This window comes from Promicromonospora sp. NPDC023987 (genome assembly GCF_040639055.1).
GTDB lineage: Bacteria > Actinomycetota > Actinomycetes > Actinomycetales > Cellulomonadaceae > Promicromonospora.
The window spans coordinates 54,821-64,037 of sequence record NZ_JBEZZF010000029.1 but is presented as its reverse complement, the minus strand read 5'-3'; the positions used below and the strand labels follow the sequence as shown (position 1 = coordinate 64,037).

The following is a 9,217-nucleotide window of genomic DNA, read 5'->3' as shown; positions in this document are numbered from 1 at the left end:
GCCCCGCGGCCCGCGGGGCTACACAATCGGGGGGGGGGGGTGCTCAACCCCCCCACCGCCCCCGTTCAGTCTCGCCAAGGTCCTCCTCGGCGAGGAGCGTGCTCAGCCCTTGTTGCGAGGCGGGGCCTCGCCCAGCTCGCTCGAGGTCACGACCATCCCGCCCTGGACCGCCTGGTCGCCCTGGCCGTCGGCGGCAGGAACCAGGTCGAGCACCCCGGTGACGCGACCGGCAGCCTTGATGTCCTCGACCGCGGTCTCGACAGCGGTGAGCGAACCGGCGGGCACCGCGAGCGACGCAGCCACGATCGGCGTGCGCATCGACGCCTTGGCCTCGGACTTCACCTTGCGCAGCGCCGCCAGGGCGTGGCCGGCCGCCGCGAGGTCGGCCGGGTCGGCGTCGCCGGATGCCGCGCGCAGGGGCTCCGCGACGGGCCACTCGGCGCGGTGCACCGAACCCTCGCGCCACCAGGACCAGACCTCTTCCGTGGCGAACGGGACGTAGGGCGCAAGGAGCCGCAGCATGGTGTCGAGCGCGATCGCCAGGGTGGTGCGAGCCGACGTCGTCTCGGGGGAGAGGTTCGCCGAATCGGCACCCGCGCCGTACGCGCGGTCCTTGACGAGCTCGAGGTAGTCGTCGCAGAAGGCCCAGAAGAACGTCTCGGTGAGCTCGAGCGCGCGCGTGTGGTCGTACGCCTCGAGCGCGGCAGTGGCCTGCTCGACGACGCCCGCCAGGCCGGCCAGCATCGACCGGTCCAGGGCGACCGTCACGGCCGCCGGGTCGAGCGCGATCTCGCTGCCCGCGCCGCCGCCGAACGACAGAGCGAACTTCGAGGCGTTGAGGACCTTGATCGCCAGGCGGCGACCGATCTTCATCTGCCCCACCTCGAACGCCGCGTCGGTGCCCAGGCGAGCCGACGCCGCCCAGTACCGCACCGCGTCTGAGCCGTGCTCCACGAGCAGGTCCATGGGCGTGACGACGTTGCCCTTGGACTTCGACATCTTCTTGCGGTCCGGGTCGAGGATCCAGCCGCTGATCGTCGCGTTCTTCCACGGCAGCACCTTGTTCTCCAGGTGCGAGCGCACCACGGAGGAGAACAGCCACGTGCGGATGATGTCCTGGCCCTGGGGGCGCAGGTCCATCGGGTACACGCGGTCGAAGAGGTCCTGGTCCCGCTCCCAGCCGCCCACGATCTGCGGGGTCAGGGACGAGGTGGCCCAGGTGTCCATGACGTCGGCGTCACCGATGAAGCCGCCGACCTGGCCGCGCTGGTCCTCCGTGTAGCCGGCGGGCGCCTGCGAGGTCGGGTCGATCGGCAGCGACTCCTCGGCCGGCACGATCGGGTGGTCGTAGTCGACCTCGCCGTTCGCGTCGACCGGGTACCACAGCGGGATCGCGACGCCGAAGAAGCGCTGGCGGCTCACGAGCCAGTCGCCGTTGAGGCCGTTGACCCAGTTCTCGTACCGCACCCGCATGAAGTCCGGGTGGAAGTCGAGCTCCTTGCCACGGGCCAGCAGCTCCTCGCGCAGCTCCTTGTCCCGGCCGCCGTTGCGGATGTACCACTGGCGCGAGGTCACGATCTCGAGGGGCTTGTCGCCCTTCTCGAAGAAGTTGGCCTTGCGCTGCGTGGCCACCGGCTCGGTCGGCATGTCGCCCGACGCCGTGAGCGCGTCGACGACCGCCTTGCGGGCGCTGAAGGTCGTCTTGCCCGCGACCTCGGCCTCGAACAGCTCGGCGCCAGGGCCGGCCGGCAGCCACTCCGGAACCTCGCGCGTGATGCGGCCGTCGCGGTTGATGATCGAGCGGGTCGGCAGCTGCAGCTCGCGCCACCACTGCACGTCGGTGAGGTCACCGAACGTGCAGCACATCGCGATGCCCGCGCCCTTGTCGGGCTCGGCCAGGTGGTGCGCGAGCACGGGGACCTCGACGCCGAACAGCGGCGACCGCACGGTGGTGCCGAACAGGTGCTGGTAGCGCTCGTCGTCGGGGTGCGCGATGAGCGCGACGACGGCGGGGATCAGCTCCGGCCGGGTGGTCTCGATGTAGACGGGTTCGCCGTCGGCCTGGTGGAACCCGACCTTGTGGAAGTGACCGGGGTAGTCCCGCGCCTCCAGCTCGGCCTGGGCCACCGCGGTCTGGAACGTGACGTCCCACAGCCCCGGTGCCTCGGCCTGGTACGCCTCGCCGCGCTGCAGGTTGCGCACGAACGCCCGCTGCGCCGTGGCGCGCGAGCCGTCACCGATGGTCTGGTACGTCTGCGCCCAGTCCACCGAGATGCCGAGGCGGCGCCACAGCTCCTCGAACTGCTTCTCGTCCTCGGCCGTCAGGCGCTCGCACAGCTCGACGAAGTTGCGGCGGCTGATCGGAACCTGGTCGGCGGCCTTGACGCTCTTGCCGGTGCCCTCGAACGGCGGCGTGAAGTCCGGGTCGTAGGGCAGCGACAGGTCGACGCGCACGCCGTAGTAGTTCTGGACGCGGCGCTCGGTCGGCAGCCCGTTGTCGTCCCAGCCCATGGGGTAGAAGACCTCGAGGCCGCGCATGCGCTTGAAGCGCGCCACGATGTCGGTGTGCGTGTAGCTGAACACGTGCCCCACGTGCAGGGAGCCCGAGGCCGTGGGCGGCGGCGTGTCGATCGAGTAGATCTCGTCGCGCGTCTTGGTGCGGTCGAACGCGAAGGTCTGCTCGGCGGTCCAGCGCTCGTCGAACTTGGTCTCGAGGCCGTCCGTGCTGACCTTGTCCGGTACCTCCTTGACCACCGCGCGTACGACATCGGCGCCGGCTACCGAGGTGGCCGGAGAGTCGAGGGCTGGTGTGGTCGCGGCCGGGTCCGTCGGCCCGGAGGAGGCAGGAGTGCTCATGCGCACCAGTGTCCCAGATTCGAGCAAGCCGAGATGCACGTTTTCCACAGGTGTCGGCGGCGTCTTCGAGCGCCTGGCTCCGGGACGACAGGATGGTCGAGCGCCGGGTCTCGGCAGGTCCGGCCAGCGGTACGTCAGCCGGCCAGGTGGGACCAGCGTGCTTCCAGGTCACTCCACGGTCCGACGGCGGCGACGCGTCCGCCGTCGAGCACCACCACCCGGTCGGCGGTCGCGAGCGTGGCCGCGCGCGACGTCGTGCCGACCACCGTGGTGCCGGCGGCCCGTAACCCTGACCAGACCTCGGCCTCCGTGACGGAGTCGAGGGCCGAGGAGACGTCGTCCACGAGGAGCAGCTCGGAGCCGGTGGCCAGCGCACGGGCCAGGCCGAGCCGCTGGACCTGCCCGCCCGAGAGCCGTAGGCCGCGGTGCCCCACCAGAGTGTCGGTGCCACCCGCCTCGGCGACGTCGCGATCCAGCCCCGCCGCGCCGACCGGCCCGGTCACCGGGCGGTCGTGATCGAGCCGCACGTTGTCGGCGAGGGTCCCCGACACGACGTGCGGCACCTGGGCGACGTGCGCCACGCGGGGCGGGCGCAGGAACGTCTCCGGATCCGTGACCTCCGCGCCGTTCCAGGTCAGCCGTCCGCCGGCATCGACGAGGCCCGACATGGCCCCCAGCAGGGACGACTTCCCGGAGCCGACACGCCCCACCACGAGCACCAGCTCGCCGCGCCGCACGGTGAGATCGACACCCGCGACGCCCACCGTGCCGTCGTCGTGCGTCGCGCTGAGGCCGTCGAGGCGCAGCTCGCGCAGACCGTCCGACGCCGCGGCGGGGCCGGTCGTCGGCGCGCTCCGGGGCCGCCCGTCCGGCGCGGTGCGTCCCGCCGGGACCGCCGTGCCGGCGAACAGGTCGACGTCGTCGGGCACGTCGGCCAGGCGCTCCGTACCGGCGTACCGGGACGTGACCTCGACCCACCGGCGGGCGGAGGCGGCGCTGGTCACGAGCTGGCCCAGGCCGTACCCGATCCAGCTGAAGGTGCCGATCGAGGTGCTGACCAGGAGGGTGGTGCCCAGCGACCACGTGCCGTTCAGGTGCAGCGCCCACGCCAGGACCGTCGCGATCCGGCTCAGCACGGACGGTGCGAGCCCGACGAGGAAGTCGGTCCGTTCCTCGCGCAGCGATGCCAGCACGCGGCGTCCGTCCACCCGCGCGACCTGGGCCAGCACGCCGCTGGTGGAGGCCGAGAGCTTCACGGTGCGCACGGCGTCGAGGGCCGACCCGAGCAGCCGGCCCAGCTCCGCTGCGGCGTCACCCGCCTGCCGCGCGGCAGCCGCGACGGATCGGCTGCCGAGTACCTGCGCCGCGCACATCACGGCAGCCATGGTGAGTCCGATCGCGCCCGCCAGCAGGCTGTCGCTCAGCACCACGAGCAGCCCGAGCGTGACCGGTGCCGTGACGAGCTCGCGCCAGGCCTGAGTGTGGCCGGTGAGCCGGTACTCCTCCTGCGCGCGGGCGGCGATCTCGCCGGGTGCGTCGCGGACGGTGCGCCGCTGGGCCGTCTGCCCGCGCAGGACGGCGAGGCGCAGCCGCAGGCGCGAGTCGGCCCACCAGCGTGCGCTGGTCAGGCGGACCGTGAACGGCAGCAGCGTGTTGGCCACCACGGCCGCCAGGATGGCGCACGCCAGCAGCCAGGGCGCCGAGCCCTGCTCCAGGTCCACGACGAGCGACGCCCACAGCCAGCCGACGACGAGTCCCGTCGAGGTGAGGTAGTCCGTGAGCTCCCACACGACGGCCGGGAGCAGCAGGCCGAGCGGCCGGGCACGCAGCGTGCTCCACACGGCGCGCACCATCGACGTGCGGGCCGGTGGGTCGGCCCTGGCACCGTGACCGGCCCGGGCGGAGCCGGCGGTGGTCGGGGCGGTCGCGGTGGTCGGGGCGCGGGCGGCCACCGCGGACGGTCCCGGTTCTGGCACCCGCCTGGCTCGCTCGCCGCCGGCCGCGCGGTCGACCGGTCCGGTCGGTCCTTCGGCGTCCCCGTCCCCGAGCCCGGCCGCGGCGACCAACCGCGAGAAGTGCCCGTCCGACGCGGCGAGCAAGTCCCAGGGGCCGTGTTCCACGAGCCGGCCTCCGTCGAGCACAGCCACCGTGTCGGCGTGCCGCGCCGTGGGCAGACGGTGTGCGACGACCACCGCCGTCCGCCCCGCCAGGAGGGCCTGCGTGGCCAGGGTGACCCGTTCCGCCGTCGCCGGGTCCATCCGTGCGGTCGCCTCGTCGAGCACGACCACCTCGACGTCGCGCACCAGGAGTCGCGCGAAGGCGACCAGCTGCTCCTCCCCGGCCGACAGGGTCACACCGTCGGGTCCCAGGCGGGTGTCCAGGCCCTGGGGCAGCGACCCCACCCAGGCCCGCAGGCCGAGCGCGTCCACCGCCTCCTCGACCCGCTCTGTCGGTACCGGCGCCCAGAGCGTGATGTTGTCGGCGAGGGTCGCGGCCAGGATCTCGGTACGCTGCCCGACCACGCCGACATGGGTGCGCAGCTCGTGCACGTCCAGGCCGGTGACGTCCTGACCGTCCAGGAAGACGGTTCCCTTGGGCGGGTCGATCGCGCGGGACAGCATCTTGGTCAGGGTCGTCTTGCCCGATCCCGTCCGGCCCACGAGCGCGCACGTGCTGCCCGCAGGGATCGTCAGGGAGAGCGGGCCCAGGCTGAACCCGCCGCCGTACGCGAAGGTGAGATCCCGCAGCTCGACGGTCACGCCGGAAGGCCGGGCAGGTGTCTCCCGGCCGGGGGCGGCCGGACCGGGTGCCTTGGGATCGGGGGCCTCCCGACCGGGTGCCCCCGGGGTGCCGGGGAAGGAAGCTCCGCCGACTGGCTCCTGTGGCCTGGCCAGCAGGTCGCGCACCCGCTGGAACGTGCCGACCGCCTCCTCGAGCCTGGGCAGCAGGCGGCCCAGGACGTCCACCCGCCCCACGAACCCCGTGACGAGCAGCCACAGCGTGACCAGCCGCGCGACGTCGAGCGTGCCGCCCGTGACGGCCCACACCCCGCCCACGAGGACGGCGCCGACCAGGGCGTCGAGCGGCAGCTCGGTCCGCAGCCGCACGCGGGAGAAGGCGACTGACCATTCCTCCCGGAGCCGGATCTGGCGCGCGGCCAGCTCGGCGTAGCGCCGCAGCACGTACCGCTGACCGTCGGCGGTGCGCAGGTCGTCCCGGGCGGCCACCGCCTCCTCGAGCTGGGCCATGTGGTCCGAGACCGCCTCGGAGCTGAGCCGGCTCAGGTCGCGCAAGGGCCGGGCCGACCGGCGGGCGAACACCAGCACGACGGTCGCCACCAGCGGAAACGCCACCCAGGCCGGCCACCACACCAGACCTGCGGCCACCCACCCGACCACGAGGCTGATCGCAGCCTGCCCCAGGGTGATGCCGATACCGCTGATCGCGCGGGTGAGCCGTTCCGGATCGCCGTTGACCCGGTCCAGGAGCTCGCCCACCGCCTGCTCCTCGAGCGTGGGCAGCGGCTGGCCGAGCGCCGCGGCGGCGAGGTCGGAGCGGAGCGTGGCCTCCGCGCGGGCCACGCCGCGCTGCACGACCAGCCAGGTCACGGCGTCCAGCACGATGACTGCCGCGCTCACCGCCGCGAGCACGATCAGCGTGTCCCGGGCCGGCGCAGCGGCCATCCGGCCGGTCACCACGGCGGCGTACGACGACGCCCCCGCCGCCAGCAGCGCGGCCGGGACCGCGACCGCGGCGACCCGCAGCGCGCGGCGACGCCACGAGGTGCGGCGCTGGTCGCGTGCGTGGGCGGTTCGACGGCTCGGCCGAGCCGGGACGTGGGGCATGCCACGACTCTGCCACCGGCCACTGACACAGACCTGACCTGCGACGTCACCCTCGACGTGTCCGACGCTCGGGTGACCTGTGCGTCGGGTACGCGGCGGTGTCGGTGGCTCCACGTAGCGTTGATCTCGTGACCTACCGTGAGCTCGCTCCGCCGACCGGCCTGCTGCCGGTGGTGGCCTGCCTGTGGGAGCACGACGCGCCGCCCGGTCACGAGCAGCGGATCATCCCCGACGGCTGCGTGGACCTGGTCCGGCTCGACGGCGAGCTGGTGGTGGTCGGCGCCGACACCGGCCCGGTCGTCGCCGTGCGCGGCGCAACCCCGGCGGCACCTGCACCGCCGCACCGTCGCCGCCGTCGGGTACGGACCCAAGATGCTCGGCCGGGTGGCCCGGCTGCGGCGGCTGATCGGGCTGTCCTCCGGCGCGCCGTCCCCGCTCGCGGACCGTGCGGCGCTGGCCGGGTACGCGAGCCAGGCCCACATGTCCGACGAGGTGCGTCGGCTGACCGGCCGCACACCCGTCCGATTTCTGGAAGACGCCGCCCTGACGGCCGCATAACGTCGAGACCATGAGCATCGACCTCGCCGCCGCCGAGCGGTTCATCCACGACGACGCCCGCTTGCTGGAGCGCCACCGCCTCGCGGTGCTCTTCCGCGACGCACCGGGCCGCCGTGTCCTGGACGCCCTGCGTCCTTACCGGAACGACGACGGCGGGTGGGGTCACGCCCTGGAACCCGACCTGCGTGGGCCCGACAGCCAGGTCTCGGGAGCCCTGTCGGCGCTCGAGGTGCTCGCAGAGCTGGGGACAGCGGCCGACCCGGCAGTCACGCGGCTGGCCACGGAGACCGCCGACTGGCTGGCCTCGGTAGCCCTGCCGGACGGTCGGGTGCCGCACGTGCTGCCGACCGCCGCCGACTACCCGGCGGCGCCGTGGATGCAGCCGAACGAGAACGGGTTCCTCACGTTCGCCGTCACCGCGCGGTTGTGGGAGCTCGGCCTGCACCACCCGTGGCTCGACGCCGCGACGACGTGGTGCTGGGACCAGCTGGAGGGCGAGACTCCAGTGGACGGGTACACCGTCCTGTTCGCGCTGAACTTCCTCGACGCGGTGCCTGAGCCGGACCGCGCAGCCACCGCCGTCGAGCGCCTGCGCCCGGCTCTGCGCGACGACGGGTCCATCGCCGTCGACGGCGGGCAGAGCGACGAGAAGCTCACGCCGCTGCAGCTGTCCGCGAGGCCAGGATCGCCGAGCCGGGCGCTGTTCTCCTCAGGGCAGATCTCGGCGGAGCTGGACCGGCTGGAGGCCGAGCAGCTCGAGGACGGCGGCTGGGACTTCGACTTCCAGCACTGGTCGCCGGGCCAGACCGTGGAGTGGCGCGGCATCGTCACCCTGAGCGCCCTGCAGACGCTGCGGCTGCACGGCCGGCTCTGACCTCGCCACGTGCCGGGTCCTCAGGTCACCCGAGCGGCCTGAGGACCTGACCCGTGGGGTGAGCCTCGCCGTCTAGGCTGGTCCGCGTGGTGACCATCGGCTATGCCGCGATGCTCGAACAGTTCGCGCCCCGGACGGCGGTGGAGCTGGCGGCGCTCGCTGAGGCGCACGGCTTCTCCGGCGTCATGGCGGCCGACCATTTCCAGCCCTGGACCCCCCACCAGGGGCAGGCAGGCTTCGTGTGGAACGTGCTCGCCGCGGCGGCGGAGCACACGACCGGCGATCTGGGGCCGGTCACGGCGCCGACGTTCCGGTGGCACCCCGCGGTGGTCGCACAGGCGTCGGCGACGCTCGCGGCGATGAACCCGGGCCGGCACTGGTTGGGTGTCGGCTCGGGGGAGGCGCTCAACGAGCACGTCGTGGGTGGGTACTGGCCCGAGGCCGCCGAGCGGATCAACCGCATGTTCGAGGCCGTCGAGATCATCAAGAAGCTGTTCGCCGGGTCACTGGCCGGGCGGGACGTCAAGCACTCGGGAACGTACTTCAAGCTGGAGTCGACGCGCCTGTGGACCATGCCGGAGGTGGCCCCCGAGATCCTGGTCGCGACGGCGGGCCCGGTCACCGCCCGCCGCGCCGGGCGGACGGCGGACGGGCTCATCACGCAGGCGGCACCCCTGGAGCGGATGTCGTCGCTGCTCACGAGATTCGCGGACGGCGCCCGCGAGTCCGGCCGCGACCCGGGGCAGCTGCCGAAGGCGCTGCAGCTGCACCTCTCCTGGGCGCCCACGCACGAAGAGGCGGTCGCCAACGCCCTGACCGAGTGGCCGGTGGGCGGCATGCGGTTCCCGCGGTCGGACATCCGGTCGCCGCACGACTTCGCGCAGCTGGCGCGCATGGTGCGTCCGGAGGACTTCGAGGGGCGAGTACTCATCTCCGCCGACCCGGACGAGCACCGGGCGTCGATCCAGCGGTACCTGGACCTCGGCTTCGACCGCATCTACCTGCACAACGTGGGCCGCAACCAGCGCGAGTGGATCGAGACGTTCGGCCGCGAGGTGCTGCCGAAGCTGGTGCGGTGACTGCC

5 protein-coding genes and 1 pseudogene are annotated in these 9,217 nt (G+C 73.3%); 4 read left to right on the top strand and 2 right to left on the bottom strand.

Annotated elements, in window-relative coordinates; all coding sequences use genetic code 11:
- Positions 1-102: 102 nt before the first annotated feature.
- Complete coding sequence (gene valS / locus AB0F40_RS14700; RefSeq protein ID WP_357468548.1) at positions 103-2,856, bottom strand: valine--tRNA ligase; 2,754 nt, start codon at positions 2,854-2,856, stop codon at positions 103-105.
- Between the two features lie 134 nt (positions 2,857-2,990).
- A complete protein-coding gene (locus AB0F40_RS14695; protein ID WP_357468545.1) occupies positions 2,991-6,701 on the bottom strand; it encodes an ATP-binding cassette domain-containing protein in 3,711 nt (1,236 codons plus the stop codon).
- Between the two features lie 98 nt (positions 6,702-6,799).
- Here AB0F40_RS14695 and AB0F40_RS14690 point away from each other — a divergent pair.
- The 4 genes and pseudogenes from AB0F40_RS14690 to AB0F40_RS14675 form a co-directional block, all read left to right on the top strand.
- Positions 6,800-6,937: pseudogene (locus AB0F40_RS14690) on the top strand (hypothetical protein); the annotation flags it as partial.
- 136 nt (positions 6,938-7,073) lie between these two features.
- Positions 7,074-7,259, top strand: a complete 186-nt coding sequence (locus tag AB0F40_RS14685) for a hypothetical protein (RefSeq protein WP_357468554.1) — start codon at positions 7,074-7,076, stop codon at positions 7,257-7,259.
- A gap of 10 nt (positions 7,260-7,269) precedes the next feature.
- Complete coding sequence (locus AB0F40_RS14680; RefSeq protein ID WP_357468542.1) at positions 7,270-8,133, top strand: hypothetical protein; 864 nt, start codon at positions 7,270-7,272, stop codon at positions 8,131-8,133.
- 86 nt (positions 8,134-8,219) lie between these two features.
- Positions 8,220-9,212, top strand: a complete 993-nt coding sequence (locus AB0F40_RS14675; protein WP_357468539.1) for a TIGR03557 family F420-dependent LLM class oxidoreductase — start codon at positions 8,220-8,222, stop codon at positions 9,210-9,212.
- The last annotated feature ends 5 nt before the right edge of the window (positions 9,213-9,217 follow it).